This window comes from Streptomyces yamdrokensis (assembly GCF_053890455.1).
Window position 1 is genome coordinate 5,234,366 of the sequence record NZ_CM132679.1, and the last position, 16,609, is coordinate 5,250,974.

At 71.0% G+C, this 16,609-nt stretch carries 15 protein-coding genes and 1 pseudogene; 5 read left to right on the plus strand and 11 right to left on the minus strand.

From position 1 onward, the window contains the following. Window positions 1–60 precede the first annotated feature (60 nt). The 4 genes from mctP to nagB all read right to left on the minus strand — a co-directional run bounded on the left by mctP (window position 61) and on the right by nagB (window position 3,863). Window positions 61–1,710 (minus strand): monocarboxylate uptake permease MctP, encoded by a 1,650-nt coding sequence (gene mctP / locus ACWZEH_RS23435; protein ID WP_456193082.1) that lies wholly within the window; start codon window positions 1,708–1,710, stop codon window positions 61–63. Further along, window positions 1,707–1,973, minus strand: coding sequence for a DUF3311 domain-containing protein (locus tag ACWZEH_RS23440; protein ID WP_456193083.1), 267 nt, complete (start codon window positions 1,971–1,973; stop codon window positions 1,707–1,709). The genes mctP and ACWZEH_RS23440 overlap by 4 nt, the downstream gene beginning before the upstream one ends. 131 nt (window positions 1,974–2,104) lie before the next feature. Further along, the gene (locus tag ACWZEH_RS23445) at window positions 2,105–2,869 is read right to left on the minus strand and encodes a GntR family transcriptional regulator (RefSeq protein WP_456193084.1); all 765 of its coding nucleotides are present in this window, start codon (window positions 2,867–2,869) and stop codon (window positions 2,105–2,107) included. 208 nt (window positions 2,870–3,077) lie between these two features. After that, window positions 3,078–3,863, minus strand: a complete 786-nt coding sequence (nagB, locus tag ACWZEH_RS23450; RefSeq protein ID WP_456193085.1) for a glucosamine-6-phosphate deaminase — start codon at window positions 3,861–3,863, stop codon at window positions 3,078–3,080. 652 nt (window positions 3,864–4,515) lie between these two features. Here nagB and ACWZEH_RS23455 point away from each other — a divergent pair. Then, window positions 4,516–5,991 carry a sensor histidine kinase gene (locus ACWZEH_RS23455; RefSeq protein ID WP_456193086.1) on the plus strand — a complete coding sequence of 492 codons (1,476 nt, stop codon included), beginning with the start codon at window positions 4,516–4,518 and terminating at the stop codon, window positions 5,989–5,991. Window positions 5,992–6,213: 222 nt separating this feature from the next. Here the strand turns inward: ACWZEH_RS23455 and ACWZEH_RS23460 are convergent, their stop codons facing one another. Both ACWZEH_RS23460 and ACWZEH_RS23465 read right to left on the minus strand, forming a co-directional pair. After that, on the minus strand, window positions 6,214–6,471 hold the full coding sequence (locus tag ACWZEH_RS23460) for a WhiB family transcriptional regulator (RefSeq protein WP_030219886.1): 258 nt from the start codon (window positions 6,469–6,471) through the stop codon (window positions 6,214–6,216). A gap of 318 nt (window positions 6,472–6,789) precedes the next feature. Next, entirely contained in the window at window positions 6,790–7,758 is a 969-nt protein-coding gene (locus ACWZEH_RS23465; protein WP_456193087.1) for a diacylglycerol/lipid kinase family protein, read from the minus strand. Between the two features lie 195 nt (window positions 7,759–7,953). Here ACWZEH_RS23465 and ACWZEH_RS23470 point away from each other — a divergent pair, with 195 nt between their 5' ends. Beyond that, window positions 7,954–8,397 (plus strand): hypothetical protein, encoded by a 444-nt coding sequence (locus ACWZEH_RS23470; protein WP_456193088.1) that lies wholly within the window; start codon window positions 7,954–7,956, stop codon window positions 8,395–8,397. Window positions 8,398–8,454: 57 nt separating this feature from the next. Here the strand turns inward: ACWZEH_RS23470 and ACWZEH_RS23475 are convergent, their stop codons facing one another. From ACWZEH_RS23475 to ACWZEH_RS23495, 5 genes and pseudogenes are all read right to left on the minus strand, one after another. After that, complete coding sequence (locus ACWZEH_RS23475; protein ID WP_456199787.1) at window positions 8,455–9,603, minus strand: RNA polymerase sigma factor SigF; 1,149 nt, start codon at window positions 9,601–9,603, stop codon at window positions 8,455–8,457. Window positions 9,604–9,620: 17 nt separating this feature from the next. Further along, window positions 9,621–10,034: an ATP-binding protein gene (locus ACWZEH_RS23480; RefSeq protein ID WP_004925829.1), complete on the minus strand. Its 414-nt coding sequence runs from the start codon at window positions 10,032–10,034 to the stop codon at window positions 9,621–9,623. A 299-nt stretch (window positions 10,035–10,333) separates the two neighbouring features. Beyond that, window positions 10,334–11,209, minus strand: a complete 876-nt coding sequence (locus ACWZEH_RS23485; protein WP_456199788.1) for a 1-aminocyclopropane-1-carboxylate deaminase/D-cysteine desulfhydrase — start codon at window positions 11,207–11,209, stop codon at window positions 10,334–10,336. A 456-nt stretch (window positions 11,210–11,665) separates the two neighbouring features. Further along, window positions 11,666–11,913 (minus strand): annotated as a pseudogene (locus tag ACWZEH_RS23490) (DUF6010 family protein); the annotation flags it as partial. 201 nt (window positions 11,914–12,114) lie between these two features. Then, window positions 12,115–12,693: an N-acetylmuramoyl-L-alanine amidase gene (locus tag ACWZEH_RS23495; protein ID WP_456199789.1), complete on the minus strand. Its 579-nt coding sequence runs from the start codon at window positions 12,691–12,693 to the stop codon at window positions 12,115–12,117. 305 nt (window positions 12,694–12,998) lie between these two features. Between ACWZEH_RS23495 and ACWZEH_RS23500 the strand changes: the two genes are divergently transcribed. From ACWZEH_RS23500 to ACWZEH_RS23510, 3 genes are all read left to right on the plus strand, one after another. Continuing rightward, entirely contained in the window at window positions 12,999–14,405 is a 1,407-nt protein-coding gene (locus ACWZEH_RS23500) for a family 2B encapsulin nanocompartment shell protein (protein ID WP_456193089.1), read from the plus strand. Window positions 14,406–14,536: 131 nt separating this feature from the next. Then, the gene (locus tag ACWZEH_RS23505; protein WP_456193090.1) at window positions 14,537–15,616 is read left to right on the plus strand and encodes a family 2 encapsulin nanocompartment cargo protein polyprenyl transferase; all 1,080 of its coding nucleotides are present in this window, start codon (window positions 14,537–14,539) and stop codon (window positions 15,614–15,616) included. A 223-nt stretch (window positions 15,617–15,839) separates the two neighbouring features. Further along, window positions 15,840–16,448 carry a GNAT family N-acetyltransferase gene (locus ACWZEH_RS23510; RefSeq protein ID WP_456193091.1) on the plus strand — a complete coding sequence of 203 codons (609 nt, stop codon included), beginning with the start codon at window positions 15,840–15,842 and terminating at the stop codon, window positions 16,446–16,448. The last annotated feature ends 161 nt before the right edge of the window (window positions 16,449–16,609 follow it).

A 16,609-nucleotide genomic window follows, 5' to 3' on the forward strand; every position in this document is an offset into this window, starting at 1 on the left:
CCGGAGACATCCGGCGGCCCCTCGCCGTACCGCGTCAGTGTGTGCCCTCGCCGTACCGCGTCAGTGTGTGCCCTCGGCGGCCGTATCGACCTTGCCGGCCGTGTCCAGGGGCAGCTCGGTGCTGACCCCCGGGTCGCCCGCGTCCGCCGTGTAGTCCTGCGGCCGGGTCTCGTCGACGCCCTCGGGAGCCTTGACCGCCCTCAGGACGAAGGTCAGGGCGATCGTGACCAGAGCGTTGATCACGAAGGCGGTGAGGCCGATGTAGCCGATCTCGCCGATGCCCGGGATCTCCTGCGACGAACCGCCGAAGTGCTTCTGCGTCGGCGAGGCCACCCCGTACGCCGCGACCGTGCCGTAGAGCATGCCGACCGCCCAGCCAGCGAGCAGCGCCCAGCGGTGGAACCAGCGGGTGAACAGGCCGCCCACCAGCGCCGGGAAGGTCTGCAGGATCCAGATGCCGCCGAGGAGCTGGAAGTTGATGGCGACCGTCTTGTCCATGGTGAGGACGAAGGCCAGCGCCCCCACCTTCACAAGGAGCGAGACCACCTTGGAGACTTTGGTCTCCTGCGCCGGCGTCGCGTCCGGTTTGATGAAGTCCCTGTAGATGTTGCGGGTGAACAGGTTCGCGGCCGCGATCGACATGATCGCCGCCGGCACCAGCGCCCCGATGCCGATGGCCGCGAAGGCCACGCCGGCGAACCAGGCCGGGAACATGTTCTCGAACAACTGCGGGATCGCCAGCTGCCCGTTGCTGACATCGACCCCGGCCGCGATCGCCATGAAGCCGAGCAGCGCCAGCAGGCCCAGCATCAGCGAGTAGAGCGGCAGGATCGTGGTGTTGCGGCGGATCACCTCACGGCTGCGCGAGGACAGCGTCGCGGTGATCGAGTGCGGGTACATGAACAGCGCGAGCGCCGAACCCAACGCCAGCGTGGCGTAGGTCCACTGGCCCGCCTCGGCCGGCACCAGCGAACCGCGCGGCGCGCCGGTGGCCGGGTTGGTCTCGCTGTACGCCTCGCTCGCCCTGGCGAAGATGTCGTCGAAGCCGCCCAGTTTGATCGGGATGTAGATGATCGCCACCGCGATCACGAGGTAGATCAGCGTGTCCTTCACGAACGCGATCAGCGCCGGGGCCCGCAGACCCGACGAGTACGTGTACGCCGCCAGCACACCGAAGGCGATCAGCAGCGGCAGGTCCTTGACGAACCAGTTGGTGTCCTCGCCGCCGCCGACGCCCATCACGTCCAGCACGGCCTGGATACCGACCAGCTGGAGCGCGATGTACGGCATCGTCGCCAGGATGCCGGTGAGTGCCACCGCCAGCGACAGCCCCTTCGAGCCGAACCGGCCGCGCACGAAGTCGGACGTCGTCACATAGCCGTGCTTGTGCGACACCGACCACAGCCGGGGCAGGAAGGTGAAGATCAGAGGGTAGACGAGGATGGTGTACGGCACGGCGAAGAAACCCGCCGCGCCCGCCGCGTAGATCGCCGCCGGTACGGCCACGAAGGTGTACGCGGTGTACAGGTCGCCGCCCAGCAGGAACCAGGTGACCCAGGTGCCGAACGACCGTCCGCCCAGGCCCCATTCGTCGAGACTGTGCTCGTTGGCGGCCCTGCGCCAGCGGGCGGCCAGGAAACCCATCGCCGTGACGAGGACGAAGAAGAAGATGAAGACGGCGAGTGCCACGCCGTTCACGCCGTCGTTCATCGCCGCGCACCGCCCTTCGCCGCCGCGCGGACACGCTGGTCACGCTGCCACAGCTTGTAGGCGATCACCGTCAGCGCGGTGGAGACCAGCACCCACAGCATCTGGTACCAGTAGAAGAACGGGATGCCGATGAAGGTGGGGTCGGTCCTCGCGTACGAACCGACCCACAGCATGGCCACGAACGGTGCTGCAAGACAGACGCCGATGACGACGCGCGCGGGCGTCACCACCGGGCCTCTGCTGGAATCTGGGGCTTGTGACATCGAACGACTCCGTCCCCTCGCTGATCGCCTGCGCTGCGTAATGCGCAGGAAATCTAGGTCAGCGCCGGACCGGGGCGGAACCCCTCGCGGGAATTGCGTACTTAAACTCCACGGAAGGCTGACTCAACGGCTCAGTCCTGCGGGCGCTTCAGCCGGGCGACGAACTTGTACCGGTCCCCCCGGTACACCGAGCGCACCCACTCCACCGGCTGCCCGCCCCGGTCCAGCGAGTGCCGGGAGAGCATCAGCATCGGCAGCCCCACGTCGGTGCCGAGCAGGCCGGCCTCGCGCGGGGTGGCCAGGGAGGTCTCGATGGTCTCCTCGGCCTCCGCCAGATGGACGTCGTACACCTCGGCGAGGGCGGTGTAGAGGGACGTGTACTTGACCAGGCTGCGGCGCAGGGCGGGGAAGCGCTTGGCGCTGAGGTGGGTGGTCTCGATGGCCATCGGCTCGCCGTTCGCCATGCGCAGCCGCTCGATGCGCAGCACCCGCCCGCCGGGGGAGATGTCGAGCAGCGAGGCGAGCCCGTCGTCGGCGGTGATGTAGCCGACGTCCAGCAGCTGCGAGGTGGGCTCCAGACCCTGCGCGCGCATGTCCTCGGTGTACGAGGTGAGTTGCAGCGCCTGCGAGACCTTGGGCTTGGCGACGAAGGTGCCCTTGCCCTGGATGCGCTCCAGACGCCCCTCGACCACCAGCTCCTGGAGTGCCTGGCGCACGGTGGTGCGCGAGGTGTCGAACTCCGCCGCCAGGGTGCGCTCGGGCGGGACCGGTGTACCGGGAGGGGCCGTTTCCGTCATGTCGAGCAGATGCTTCTTCAACCGGTAGTACTTGGGCACGCGCGCCGTACGGACCGTAGTCCCGCCCTCGTTCTCCGTACTGCTGACGTCGGTGCTCATGCTCTGCCTTCCCGGCTCCGAGTGCCGAACGACCGACACGCCATCGGCCCCGGCTCACATCGTGGCACGGCCGCGGCCGGGAAGGTTTCCCGTACGCTCCGTGATCCCCCCTGTATACCGCCGGGCCCGGGGTTGGTCTAGTCCACCGCGGCCGCCCGGGATCGCGGCGGTCCCGGAGCTGCGGCGAGGGGTGTCCAGGGGGCTTCGGTCAGATCCCCTGCCAGTCCGGTTTGCCGGCGTAGGTGTGCCGGAAGTAGTCCGCGAGCCTGAGTTCGGTCGCGGCGGCCTCGTCGACGACGACCGTGACGTGCGGGTGCAGCTGCAGCGCGGACGCCGGGCACACCGCGGCCACCGGGCCCTCGACGGTCGCGGCGACCGCGTCCGCCTTGCCCTCGCCGGTGGCGAGCAGGACCAGATGGCGGGCCTCCAGGATGGTGCCGATACCCTGAGTGATGACGTGGTGCGGGACCTGGTCGATGTCGTCGCCGAAGAAGCGCGCGTTGTCCACCCGGGTCTGCTCGGTCAGCGTCTTGATCCGGGTGCGCGAGGCGAGCGAGGAGCACGGCTCGTTGAACCCGATGTGTCCGTCCGTTCCGATGCCGAGCAGCTGCAGGTCGACGCCGCCGGCCGCGGCCAGCGCCCTGTCGTACGCCTCGCACGCGGCCTGTACGTCCTCGGCCGTGCCGTCGGGGCCCATGAAGGCGTCCATGCCGATGCCGAGCGGCTCCAGGACCTCGCGACGGAGCACCGACCGGTAGGACTCGGGGTGATCGGCGGGCAGTCCCACGTACTCGTCGAGCTGGGCGATCCTCGCCCGGGAGGTGTCCACGGCGCCGGAGCGCGCCTGGGCCGCCAGCGCCTCGTAGACGGGCAGGGGCGTCGAGCCGGTGGCCACGCCGAGCAGGGCGTCGGGGGTGCGCCGCAGGAGATCCGCCATGGCCCCGGCGATGAGTGCGCCGCCGGCCTTGGCGTCCGGAACGATGACAACTTCCACGCTGAGCCTGCCGATCTGAGAGGGGACTCGACTGGGACCGGTCCCCGAGGGGCGCGGGACGGCCATGTGGTTTAGACCAATCTCAATCTAACAGAGCGGGGACCCCGCTCTCGGGCGGCCGGGGTGCGGGAGCGAAGGGCGGCGGCACGTCCGGCGGACATCCGCCGCCCGGCCCCTCCTCAGCGTCCCAGGGCGGAACGGTCGCGGCCCGCCGACCGAAATGAGCATGGAATTCCGTTCCCGAGGCACACCCTCGCGGGATAGGGTGCCTGATGGATGCCCGATGTCCGCTTGGCCGTCGCCCCGATAGACCGTTGTCCCGATGCTCACGTGAGCACGTGATCGCGTGATCACTGAAAAAGACAACAACGAACAGCCTCCGACACATGGACACGGGTAGTGGTCTAGTCCACAATGCGTAACAGTGCAGCGCACGCAAGCCTGCCTTCCCCGCACAGGAAGGCGGATCGAGGACCCGGAGCTCTCTGCCCTGACTGCCCCGGATCCTCGTCCCTCGGCCGAACGGGACCGCACACCCCACGGCCGATGTCGCTCCGGGCTGCGGTGCCGGGAGGGCTGAGGGTCCCTCTCAGGCGCCGCGGCCCGCGGGTGTTTCCGGGGGAGGTGCGACGTCCCGGGTACGCTCGCTGACGTGCCCTCCATGAACGAACTCGTACACCAGCACACCGCTCTCGGCGACTTTGATCTCGAGTGGCTCCATCTGCTGGTCTCGGAGTGGCAGCTGCTCTCCGACCTCTCCTTCGCCGACCTGGTCCTGTGGGTCCCCACCCGCGACGGCACCCGCTATGTCTCCGTCGCCCAGATGCGGCCCAACACCGGCCCGACCTCGTACCAGGACGACATGGTCGGTCACCTCGTCCCGCGCGGCCGGCGTCCCATGCTGGACGCGGCCCTGGACGAGGGGCGGATCGTGCGCGAGGGCGACCCGGAGTGGCGCGAGGAGGTCCCGGTCCGCGTCGAGTCCATTCCCGTACGGCGGGAGGGCCGCGTCCTCGGGGTCATCGCGCGCAACACCAACCTGCTCACGGTGCGTACCCCCAGCCGGCTGGAGCTCACCTACCTCCAGAGCGCCTCCGACCTCGCGCAGATGATCGCGGCCGGTTCCTTCCCGTTCGCGAACCAGCAGCTCGACATGGACGCGCTGCCCCGGGTGGGCGACGGACTGATCCGGCTCGACGCCGAGGGGCTCGTCCAGTACGCCTCCCCGAACGCCCTGTCCGCCTACCACCGGATGGGCCTGGCGTCCGACCTGGTCGGCCACCACCTCGGCCGCACCACCGCCGAACTGGCGCCTTCCCGCGGGCCGGTGGACGAGGCGCTGGCCAAGGTCGCCAGCGGCTGGGCGCCGCGCGAGTTCGAGATCGAGGCGCCCGGCGGGGTGATCCAGTTCCGGGCGATCCCGCTCAAGCCGAAGGGCACCCGCATCGGCTCGCTGGTCCTGCTCCGGGACGTCACCGAACTTCGCCGCCGTGAACGGGAGTTGATCACCAAGGACGCGACCATCCGGGAGATCCACCACCGGGTGAAGAACAACCTCCAGACGGTGGCGGCACTGCTGCGCCTCCAGGCCCGGCGAATCGGCTCCGAGCGCGGTCGTGCGGCGCTGGAGGAGGCGGTGCGCCGGGTCGGTTCCATCGCGATCGTGCACGAGACGCTCTCCCAGAACCTGGACGAGCGGGTGGAGTTCGACGAGATCGCCGACCGCGTCCTGGCGATGGTCGCCGAGATCTCGCCGGGCAAGGTCACCGGCCGTCGCACCGGCCGCTTCGGCATACTCGACGCGGAGGTCGCCACCCCGCTGTCCATGGTGCTGACGGAGGTTCTGCAGAACGCCCTGGAGCACGGCTTCCGCGAGGGCGACACGGGCACGGTCGAGGTGGCGGCGGTCCGGGGCGGCACCACCAAGGAGGCCCGCCTGCTGGTCACCGTCCAGGACGACGGCGTCGGCCTGCCCGAGGACTTCGACCCGCACACCGGCGGCAACCTGGGGCTGCACATCGTACGGACCCTGGTCGAGGGTGAGTTGGGCGGCACCTTCGACATGGTCCCGGCCCCGGACGGGGGGACGCGGGTGATCCTGGACGTGCCGGTGGCCGTGGACAAGTGACGGTGAGTGCCGGCGAGCGACGTACGCGATGGCGGTGGGCAGCGAAAAGCCCCGGACGGCCGGCCGTCCGGGGCTCTTGCTTGACTGATGGGTTCCCCTCCGGCTCGAAGTGAGCCGAGAACTCGGGGGAGCACCGGGGAACTGCGTGCTGCGGCTCGGGGGCGGGAGATGCGTACGCGCCGTACGCGCCGCCAAGCTCAGGCTGTCAGCAGGGGTGGGTTGTCAGGCGGAGGCCTGACGGGCCCGGTTGCGGGCGGCGCGGCGCTTCATTGCGCGGCGCTCGTCCTCGCTGAGACCACCCCAGACGCCGGAGTCCTGACCGGACTCGAGTGCCCACTGAAGGCAGCTCTCGATCACCGGGCAGCGACGGCAGACGGCCTTGGCTTCCTCGATCTGCAGCAGCGCAGGACCGGTGTTGCCGATGGGGAAGAAGAGCTCGGGGTCTTCCTCGCGGCAAACGGCGTTGTGACGCCAGTCCATGGCTGCTACCTCTCCTTGGTATGAACTACATGTGCTTGTGAATGTGAACGCTTTCACGAATCCCTCAACAAGGGAAGGGCCGACCGCCAGATTGCCCGGCGTGGTCCTTGGGTTTGAAGAGGGGTTCCGATGATCTGTGGAGGCCGATGTTGCGGGCCGTCCCGATCGCCATGTAGAGACTCGCAAACCTCGGCGGCGGATACAACCCCTTCCGGAAAGTTTTTTTTGATTCATCGGTGTCGACTAGGTCACAGCCGTACTTCCATGGGGTGGATCCTGGCCTAAACGTTCGAGTGAAAGGACTTTAGCGTTTTCCGCTCACACAATCACACGCAGTGCACGGCGAACGCCTGTGAACGTCACGCTGGTTCGCAGTCCGAGGTGGTCGCCGTCCATCTGGAGGGGCAGTGGCACCTTCGAATGCAAGGTGAACTGGGTCAGATCGTGCCCCGCGACCACATGCCGGCCCAGGGGTCCACGCTCGGGGGACGAAGTGAGCAACTGGGTGCCATACCGGGCAACGGCGAGGGTGGAAAGCCGCTTCAGACCGAAGATGTCGAGGCCGGTATCGAACGAGGCCTTAGGTGACGCGTAGATCGGGCGATTGCCGAGAAACGTCCACGGGGAAGCGTTCGAGACTATGGAGAGCACCAGATCGGTGACCGGGTCCTCGCCCGGCTGTTCGAGCGTTATCACACCGCTGCGGCGATGGGGCTCGCCGATCAGCTGACGCACGACCTGACGCATGTACAGCGCGTGAGTGGACTTCCTGCCGCGCTCCCGGTGCTGCTCCACCCGGCCGACCACACCGGCGTCGAAGCCCAGCCCCGCGTTGAAGGTGAACCAGCGGGCCGGCACGCCCTCGTCGTCCGTTCCCGGTGTGCCTGACGTCAGGCCCAGGCCGACGGTGCGTTCGCGGCCCTCGCGCAGTGCGTCCAGGAGGACGCCGGTGGCCTCCACGGGGTGGTTGGGCAGATCCAGGGCGCGGGCGAAGACATTGGTGGAGCCGCCGGGGACCACGGCGAAGCCGGGCAGGTGCTCAGGGTCGGGGCCGGCGTGCAGCAGGCCGTTGACGACCTCGTTGACCGTGCCGTCGCCGCCGAGGGCCACCACCAGGCCGATGTCGTCGCTCTCCGCCGCCTGCCGGCCCAGGTCGCGCGCGTGGCCGCGGTACTCGGTGGTGACCGCCTCCAGCTTCATCTCGCTGGCGAGGGCGTGGATCAGCACATCGCGCGTGCGCGCACTCGTGGTGGTTGCCGCCGGGTTGACCACGAGAAGTGCACGCATGCGATGCAGGGTACCTACTGGGTGGTACCGGGGCCCAGGCCGAGGCGGGGCGGTGAGCGGGATCAAGGGCGGGACCAGGGACGTGATCAGGGACGGGGCCGGGACGAACCGGGACGGAGTCGGGGGCGACGCGGGCGCGGAAGGGGGCGTGAACCTCCGCACGGGGGCGCGCGGGGCGAGGGCTACCCTTCAGGGGTGAGCAGCGAGCAGCCCCCCACCACCGCCCCGGACGCCGCCGGACCCCGCCCGCGCCGCCTGACGTACGCCGCGGGGCTCGCCGCCCTGGAGGGGCTGGCCCTGCTGGCCGGAGGGGTCTGGATGCTGGTCCTCGGGCTCACGGGCGAGCCGGACGACCGGCAGCAGGCCGTCACCGGCGGAGTGACGCTCGCGGTCCTCGCCCTGCTGCCGCTGCTCGCCGCGCGCGGGCTGCTCGGCCGCCGCGGCTGGAGCCGCGGCCCGGCCGTCATCACCCAACTCCTGGCCCTGCCGGTGGCCTACAACCTGCTGCAGTCCGACAGCGCGGCCATCCCGGCGGGAATCGCGCTCGCGGTGGTCGCCGTCACGGCCCTGGTGCTGCTGCTGAACCCCGAGACGACCCGGGCCCTCGGTATCCGGGGGCCCGGGAACGCCGAGAAGTAACATCGGGCGTTCCACGGTCCGGGGCACATATTCACGGTCCGGTCCGCCTCTGGGGGCTCATTCCTCCACGAGCAGCTTCTCCCGCAGCTGGGCCAGCGTGCGGGCCAGCAGCCGGGAGACGTGCATCTGCGAGATCCCGACCTCCTGGGCGATCTGCGACTGGGTCATGTTGCCGAAGAAGCGCAGCAGCAGAATCCGTTTCTCGCGCGGAGGCAGGTCCTCGAGCAGCGGCTTCAGCGACTCGCGGTACTCCACGCCCTCCAGCGCCTCGTCCTCCGCGCCCAGGGTGTCCGCGACCGCCGGGGACTCGTCGTCGGTGTCGGGAACGTCCAGGGACAGCGTGGAGTACGCGTTCGCGGACTCCAGGCCCTCCAGGACCTCCTCCTCCGAGATGGCCAGCTTCTCGGCGAGCTCGTGGACGGTGGGGGAGCGGCCGTGCTGCTGCGAGAGCTCGGCCGTGGCCGTCGTCAGCGCCAGCCGCAGCTCCTGCAGCCTGCGCGGCACGCGTACCGCCCAGCCCTTGTCCCGGAAGTGCCGCTTGATCTCGCCGACGACCGTCGGGGTCGCGTACGTCGAGAACTCGACGCCCCGGTCCGGGTCGAAGCGGTCGACCGACTTGATCAGGCCGATGGTGGCGACCTGCGTCAGGTCGTCCAGCGGCTCCCCGCGGTTGCGGAAGCGGCGCGCGAGATGCTCGACGAGCGGCAGGTGCATGCGGACCAGCCGGTTGCGCAGTTCCGCGTACTCCGGACTGCCGTTCTGCAGCGTGCGCAGCTCGAGGAACAAGGCACGCGCTCCGCTGCGGTCCTGCGGGTCACGCTGTGCGCCGGCGCCGTGCGTCCCGGGGGTGTCCGGGGTCCGCCGGGCGCCCTCTGCGTCCGGCGTCCGCGGCACCTCGCTCTCGGCGTGTCGCTCGTGCTCGTTCATCGTCCCGCCCGTCGCCCTTCCCCGAGCGCTCGCCTCGTCCCCCGCCGTCGGCTTCGCATGCACACGGTCTCCCCCGTGGCCGGGGGGGACGGCGGGCCGGCCGGCCTCGGGCATGCTCCGGGCGGCGGCGTCGTGCTGCCCGGAGCCCGGAGCGCCGGCCACTGCGGAGTCGTCCTCCGGATGCGGCCGGGCCTGTTCCGGGATGGCGTCGATGCCGTCGAGGCCGCCCGGCGTCCGCTCGGCCGGCAGTTCGCGTGTGCCGCGTTCTTCGTCCCGCACCGGCCCGTCCTCGTTCCTCACGCCGGCCCGGGTCCCGCGCCGCGCTGTTTGTAGAGGCTGATCGAAACGGTTTTGTCCTCGTCCACGGCGGAGGAGACCTTGCCCGCGAGAGCGGACAGCACGGTCCACGCGAAGGTGTCGCGCGAAGGCGCGTGACCGTCCGTGGTGGGCGCCGAGACGGTGACCTCGAGCGAGTCGTCGACGAGGCGGAAGACGCAACTGAGCACCGAACCCGGCACGGCCTGCTGAAGCAGGATCGCGCAGGCCTCGTCGACGGCGATGCGCAGGTCCTCGATCTCGTCGAGGGTGAAGTCCAAACGGGCCGCGAGGCCGGCCGTGGCCGTACGCAGCACCGACAGGTAGGCACCCGCGGCCGGCAGCCGGACTTCCACGAAGTCCTGGGTCGCGGGCTCGCCTGCGATCTGGGACACCCTCACCTCCAAGGTGGTACAAGCGTTCAGGATCGGGGTCGCCCCCGGACAACGCGATATGTGGTTCAGCGGTGACGCTACCGCGCCCCGGACAGTCCTGTCCCCGGGACCCCGACCTCGTGCCGTTACTCATAGTAAAGCCATGAATACACTCCGTGGCTAGGGGTCTGCGGGCCCGAACGGGAAGAGCGCGCGCCGCATTGACGTACCCAGACGTCAGACGGTCGAACCGTCCGGTACCGGAGTCCTCCCGGGTCGCGTCGGAAGACACCGGGACGCCCTTGCCCGCGCGCCCCCGCTCACGGGAAGGGACGCCCGGTGACCACGGCCGCGACCGTGCTCCCGCGCGGGAACGCGTTCTCCTCCACCAGGGCGACAAGGGCGTAAAGCAACTTGGCGACATAGACGCGTTCGATGGGTACGCCGTGGCGGTGCTCGAAGTCCGCGGCGAACGCGTCGAGTTCCGGGGGCGTGCGGGCGTAGCCGCCGAAGTGGAAGCGGTCGTCCAGGCTCCAGTCACCGCGCGGGCCACCGAACGCCGCGGCCTGCAGTTCCTGTATCCCGGCGGTCAGGAAGCCGCCCTTGAGCACCGGAACGCCCAACGCGCGCTGGCCGGAGCCGAGTCCGGCGGCCAGTCCGGCGAGCGTCCCGCCGGTGCCGCACGCCACCGCGACCACGTCCGCCCGCCCCGCCAGCTCCTCCCCGAGCGCACGGCAGCCGCGCACGGCGGCGGCGTTGCTGCCGCCCTCGGGGACGACGTAAGCGTCCCGGGCGCCCGCGTCGCGCAGTACGGCGGCGAGTGTCTCCGGCGTGGTCTTGCGGCGGTAGGTCGTCCGGTCGACGAAGTGCAGCCGCATGCCGTCGGCCGCGCACCGGGCCAGCGAGGCGTTGAGGGGCCGGCCGGCGAGTTCCTGGCCGCGCACCACACCGACCGTGGGGAGCCCGAGCAGCCGTCCGGCGGCGGCGGTGGCCCGCAGGTGGTTGGAGTAGGCACCGCCGAAGGTGAGCACCGTCCGTCCGGTCGCCGCCGGCAGATTCGGCGCGAGTTTGCGCCATTTGTTTCCGATCAGCTCCGGGTGGATCAGATCGTCCCGCTTCAGCACCAGCCGGACGCCGCGCCGCTCGAACCGCTCGTCCACGAGGTCCTGCGCCGGCGAGGGCAGCCGGGGGCGCAGACCCGCGGCACCTCCGGAACCGGCGGGGGTGACGAAGGTTACGGAGGCCGGGGCGGTGCGGGCCGCGGCGGCGGAGGAGGCGGGCTCGGGGCCGGAACGGGCGCCTGGCCTCGGGCCGGAAGGAGGGGCGGAGGTTTCCGTGCTGGTCACCGGGCCATTGTCGCCCGGCTGGGAACGCCTGGCACCGGACGGGTCTGGCACCGGACGGGTGAAGTGAGCATGGCTGGATTTCGCCGTTTCCGACCGGGCTCCGGGCGAACGCGTGGTCGATGCGCGCGGTCGGCCCGAACTGTTGCTCGGGGCCGGCGCCCCGTCGCCGGAGCGTCCGGCGGGCCCGGGTTTCCCGGTGCCGGGGGGTGGCCCGCGCCGCCGGCGGCGGACAAGGGCGGTCAGGGACGGGTCGCCCCGAAGACAGCACAGGGCGATCACCGGGTCGCAGATCGCGCAGCCCGGCGACGAGGTGTGGGCGAGGAGGATGATCGGGTCGCCCTTGAGGTGGTGGACGATGTCCCACGCGGTGTGCGGCAGCCGGTCGATGCCGATGAACGTCCACGAATCCAGGCCGCGGAACGCGACGTAGGCCGTCGGCGCGGTGAAGACGAACTCCCAGCAGCCAAGGCCGCCCCGCTGGGGTGGGCGGCGCCCGCGCCGGCGAGCGTGACGGCGTTCGGACGCCGCCGGTGCGGCTCGCGGACGAGGGACATCGACAGGGCGTGGAGAACACCGACGGCTACGTACGGGGGCGACGTACTGCATGGCGGGACCTTCGCCCGGGACGCCGTGGGGTGGCTCACCGTGCTGGGGGCGGGTGCGCGGCACTCACAGGGGACCGGGCGACGGATTCCGACGGATTGCCGCCGGCCCGGTCCCGGCCCTCTCCCTCACGCCGCGTGTGACCGCGCGCGTCACTTGAGCCGGTCGCGGATCCGCTCCCGCATCGACGCCATCGTGAACCCGCGCGGGTCCACCTTTCCGGGCTGCCACTCCAGATGCCCGATCACCGACCGCTCGTTCCAGCCGTGACGGCGGCAGACCGCGGCCGCGGACCTCTCGACGGCCTCCAGTTGCGCCGCGGGCCAGGGATCCTTCCCGTCGCCGAGGTTCTCGCACTCGAAGCCGTAGAAGTACCGGTTGCCGTCGGTGTTCTGCTCGTTGTCCGCGGGCAGCCTCTTCTCCGCGATCACCGCGCGCAGGACGTCGTCGTCGCCCAGGCCGGCGTGGTTGGCGCGACCGTAGCCGACGAGGTGGACCTTGCCGTCCTTGGTGATGACGCCGTGGCACAGCGGTCCCGGCAGCCCCGAGTAGCCCTTGCGGCACAGCTCCACGGTCCGGGCGCTGCCCCGGGTGACCGTGTGATGGATCATCACGCCGTGCATCGGCCCCCACGGGCCCTTGTGGTTGCGGTTGTGGCCGCGCCAGTCGCCGACCTCGACGACCGTGAGACCCTCCGCCTTCAGAGCGCTCAGGAACGCGCTCGCGGACATGGGTGGGGCCATGGCCGCCTCCTTCTCGCGGCGCGACGGCTGCCGGTCGCGGCCGCCTCGTACCGGTGCTTGTACCTGAACGGAGCGAGCGCAACCAACCGCTCGGACCCTGTACGAGCCGATCCGGACAATGTCCGGCCACGGGGCCGCCGCTGAACGGAACCCCCATGAATGCCCACACAGTTGAAGATCCATTCCCGCTCATTCGGGTAATACCGCGGACACGTTCCGTAAGGAAGGCTTTGCCACGGAGACCGGCGCCCGGCACGGATGGGCGCCGGTCACAACTGGGAGGGCAATTCCTTATGTCGGTAGGCGAAGAGGTCCGCACCGAGCAGACCCGGCAGCAGCAGAGTCTCGGAACGGCCGCGGCGCGGAACCTGGCCACCACCACCAAGTCCGTACCGCAGATGCAGGAGATCAGCTCGCGCTGGCTGCTGCGCATGCTGCCCTGGGTGGAGGTGCAGGGCGGTACATACCGGGTGAACCGGCGGCTGACGTACGCCGTCGGCGACGGACGCGTGACGTTCGTGAAGACCGGCGACCGCGTCGAGGTCGTCCCGGCCGAGCTGGGCGAGCTTCCGGCCCTGCGGTCGTACGAGGACGAGGAGGTGCTCTCGGAGCTGGCCTCCCGCTGCCGGCAGCGGGAGATCGAGGCGGGCCAGGTGATCGCCTCGTTCGGCAGTCCGGCCGACGAGGTGTTCCTGCTGGCGCACGGCAGGGTCGAGAAGGTCGGCACCGGCCCCTACGGCGACGACGAGTCCCTCGGAGTCCTCGCCGACGGCGCCTACTTCGGCGACCAGGCGCTGCTGGACGACGGCGCCATCTGGGAGTACACCACCCGCACCCTGACCGCCTGCACCGTGCTCGTGCTGCCGCGTGACGCCGTCCAGCAGGTCGCCGAGCGGGCCGAGACGCTGAGCGAACACCTCCGGCAGCAGCGCTCGGCCCCCAGCAGGCGCACCAACAAGTACGGCGAGCAGGAGATCGACCTCGCGGCCGACCACAGCGGCGAACCCGACATCCCGCACACCTTCGTCGACTACGAGGCCAGGCCCCGCGAGTACGAACTGAGCGTCGCCCAGACCGTGCTGCGCGTCCACTCCCGCGTGGCCGACCTCTACAACCAGCCCATGAACCAGACGGAGCAGCAGATCCGGCTGACCGTGGAGGCGTTGAAGGAGCGTCAGGAGCACGAACTCGTCAACAACCGCGGCTTCGGCCTGCTGCACAACTGCGAGTACGACCAGCGGATCCAGCCGCACGACGGCGTGCCCGCCCCCGACGACCTGGACGAACTACTGAGCAGGCGGCGCGGCACCAAACTGCTCCTCGCCCATCCGCGCGCGATCTCGGCCATCGGCCGCGAGCTCAACAGGCGCGGGCTGGTGCCGGAGACCATCGACATGGCCGGCAACCGCATCCCCACCTGGCGGGGTGTCCCCATCTTCCCGTGCAACAAGATCCCGGTGACCGAGGAACGCACGACCTCCATCATCGCCCTGCGTACCGGTGAGGAGGACCAGGGCGTCATCGGCCTGCGGGCCTCCGGCATCCCCGACGAGATCGAGCCGAGCCTGTCGGTGCGGTTCATGGGTGTCAACGAACAGGCCATCATCAAGTACCTCGTGACGGCCTACTACTCGGCCGCGGTCCTGGTGCCGGACGCGCTCGGCGTCCTGGAGAACGTCGAGATCGGCCGCTGGCGGTGACCTTCCGGGATCTCTCGGCCCGCCCGCCGTGCCCTCGCCCACCCGGACGGGTACACCCTGGGGGCACACGTGCGACACCGGCGGAAGCGCCACCTCCGCCCATCCTCCGAGACGGGTCCAGAGGTGAGTCCATGACCGAACTCAGGACGGGGAGGGAGGACGTGCACCCTCCCGTCGAGCCTCCCGTCGAGGGCCACGAGGCGACGATTCTGCTCGAGCGGGCGCGGGCCGAGGTCGACCCGGTGCTACGGGCCGCCATCGGCTCGCTGCCCGGCCCGCTGCGCCGGATCGCGCGCTACCACTTCGGATGGGAGCACGCGGACGGCACCCCGGCCGCCGGCGGCTCCGGCAAGGCGATCCGCCCCGCACTGGTGCTCGCCACGGCCACGGCCCTCGGCGGCCCCACTGCACGGGCGGCGGCCGTCCGGGCGGCCGCCGCGGTGGAACTGGTCCACAACTTCACGTTGCTGCACGACGACGTGATGGACCGGGACACCACCCGGCGCCACCGGCCCACCGTATGGACCGTGTTCGGCGACGCCGACGCGATCCTCACCGGGGACGCCCTCCATGCCCTCGCCCTGCGACTGCTCGCGGAGGATCCGCACCCGTCGGCTCCGGCCGCGGTGGCCCGGCTCGCGGACTGCGTCGTGGAACTGTGCGCGGGGCAACAGGTGGACACGGCCATGGAAGGACGCGCTCCCGACGAGGTCACTCTCGACGAGACGCTGTCCATGGCCGAGGCGAAAACGGGTGCGCTGCTCGGCTGCGCCTGTGCGCTCGGCGCGCTGTACACGGATGCCGGGACGGCGGACGTGGCGGCACTGGACGCGTTCGGCCGGGAGGCGGGGCTGGCCTTCCAGCTGATCGACGACGTGATCGGCATATGGGGAGACCCGCGGCGTACCGGCAAGCCGGCCGGTGCGGATCTGGCCGCTCGCAAGAAGTCCCTGCCAGTGGTCGCCGCGCTCACCTCCGGCACCCCGGCGGCCTCCGAACTCGCCGCGCTGTACGCGGCCCCGCACGCCGAGGAGGACCTGGAGCACATCGCCCTGGCCGTGGAACGGGCGGGCGGCCGCGACTGGGCGCAGGCCCAGGCTGCCGACCGCATGGCCCGGGTGATGGAGGAACTGGCCCGCGCGGTGCCGGACCCGGAGGCGGCGGGCGGACTGCTGGCCCTCGCCGAGTTCGTGACACGGCGCACCACGTAGGCAGGGCGGCCCAAGAGCGGCTCGGGCCACCGGGCCACCGGTCGCCGTGCGGGACCCATCCGTACGGCGACCGTGGTTCCGGCTCGGCGGGCCCCGCACTCCCCACGGTGTGCGGGGCCCGCCGTCGCCGCCGCGATCCTGTCCTTTCCCTCCCGTCGGGCATCGCCGTCCCGATAGGGTCAACCCCCGCACGAGAGGCGATGGTCGAGGCGAGGGGGCGGGCATGGGTGTGGCGATCCGGACAGCTGGGGACGGGGACCGGGAGCTGCTGGTCCGGCTCCTGGACGAGGCGTTCCAGGACGACCCGGTGAGCGGCTGGGTCTTCCCCGGTGCGGAGTACCGCCGTACGACGCACCACAGGCTGATGGGAGCCTTCACCGACATCGTGCTTGCGGCGGGACGCATCGATGTCACGGAGGACGGCTCGGCGTGCGCGCTGTGGATGTCGGTTCCGGCCGACGACCACGGCGACGGGGACCCGGCGGACGACGAGGGGCCTGCGCAGGTGCGCCAGGCCGTCGACCCGGAGAACGAGCGGGTGGAGATGATCGGCCGGCTGACGGCGGGCGTCCATCCCACCGGGCGGGCCCACGAATACCTGTGGATGATCGGCGTGGCGCCCGGCCGGCAGGGCGAGGGACTCGGCACCGCGCTCATCGGTTCGGTCCTCGACCGCTGCGACCGCGAGGGGCGGCCGGCCTATCTGGAGGCGAGCAGCGTCCGCAGCCGCCTGCTGTACGAACGTCTCGGCTTCGCCCCGGTCGGCGAACCCCTGCCGCTCCCGGACGGCCCCCGCATGTGGCCGATGTGGCGCGAGCCCCGCACCCCGTGACCGGGCGGCGCCCCGCCTGAGTCCGGCCGGGCCTGCGTCCGGCCGGCCCTGCGTCCGGCGGGCCCGACCGAACCCGATCGGGCCGGTTCCCCGTCCCGGCAGGGACGTTCGGCCCTGGCCGCCGGCGTGCCTCCCCGCTTCACTGGCCTCGCAGGGACCGG

Bases quoted from the DNA above. Each gene is read 5' to 3' on its own strand.
- mctP (WP_456193082.1), bottom strand. From the start codon at position 1,710: ATGAACGACGGCGTGAACGGCGTGGCACTCGCCGTCTTCATCTTCTTC.
- ACWZEH_RS23440 (WP_456193083.1), bottom strand. From the start codon at position 1,973: ATGTCACAAGCCCCAGATTCCAGCAGAGGCCCGGTGGTGACGCCCGCG.
- ACWZEH_RS23445 (WP_456193084.1), bottom strand. From the start codon at position 2,869: ATGAGCACCGACGTCAGCAGTACGGAGAACGAGGGCGGGACTACGGTC.
- ACWZEH_RS23460 (WP_030219886.1), bottom strand. From the start codon at position 6,471: ATGGACTGGCGTCACAACGCCGTTTGCCGCGAGGAAGACCCCGAGCTC.
- ACWZEH_RS23465 (WP_456193087.1), bottom strand. From the start codon at position 7,758: ATGCGTGCACTTCTCGTGGTCAACCCGGCGGCAACCACCACGAGTGCG.
- ACWZEH_RS23495 (WP_456199789.1), bottom strand. From the start codon at position 12,693: ATGTCCGCGAGCGCGTTCCTGAGCGCTCTGAAGGCGGAGGGTCTCACG.
- ACWZEH_RS23500 (WP_456193089.1), top strand. From the start codon at position 12,999: ATGTCGGTAGGCGAAGAGGTCCGCACCGAGCAGACCCGGCAGCAGCAG.
- ACWZEH_RS23505 (WP_456193090.1), top strand. From the start codon at position 14,537: ATGACCGAACTCAGGACGGGGAGGGAGGACGTGCACCCTCCCGTCGAG.
- ACWZEH_RS23510 (WP_456193091.1), top strand. From the start codon at position 15,840: ATGGGTGTGGCGATCCGGACAGCTGGGGACGGGGACCGGGAGCTGCTG.